General features: G+C 67.6%; 1 pseudogene. It reads right to left on the bottom strand.

The window, feature by feature from the left end:
• Positions 1-13 precede the first annotated feature (13 nt).
• Positions 14-531 (bottom strand): annotated as a pseudogene (locus D456_RS26235) (transposase family protein); the annotation flags it as partial.

The raw sequence follows: 531 nt of genomic DNA, 5'->3' as shown, positions 1-531 counted from the left end.
CAGTGAGCCTTTTTCATCCTGTTTCTCGGAGCTGAAGAACGAGCACGGCACGAGCGATCTCGCCGGCGCGGTGGGGGCAGCAGCGTAGGCGGCGCAGGATGCGCCACTGCTTGAGCTGGGCGATCGCCCGTTCGCCTGGCCCGCGCAGCTGAGCGTGTTCGGAGTTGATGTCCTTCTTCCACTGCGGCTTGCCCCGGCCTTTGAACGGGCAGAACACCACCTCGGACAGGCCCACATAGGCCTTGTCGCCCAGAGCGAGCAGTCCTTGGGCCCGGAGGCGTTCGGCGATCTTCCAGATCCGGGCCGCCCGCACATCGTGCACTGCCCCAAGAGCGCTCCCGAGGTCCACAGCAGAGCCCCGTCCGGGGCCGCGACGACCTGGATGTTCATGCCGTGTCGTCTGTGCTTGCCGGAATAGAAGGGGCGGTCGGCCGCCACGCGGTCGCAGGCGATGAGCGTGCCGTCGACGATCGCATATCCCCACCCTGTGCGGCGTGCGCGGCGTAGGCCCTGTTCGAGGGTGGGTGCCTG

Source organism: Nocardiopsis kunsanensis DSM 44524 (assembly GCF_000340965.1).
GTDB classification, from domain to species: Bacteria; Actinomycetota; Actinomycetes; order Streptosporangiales; family Streptosporangiaceae; genus Nocardiopsis; species Nocardiopsis kunsanensis.
Note: the sequence above shows the minus strand (reverse complement) of the source record. Positions and strands in the feature narration are given on the sequence as shown.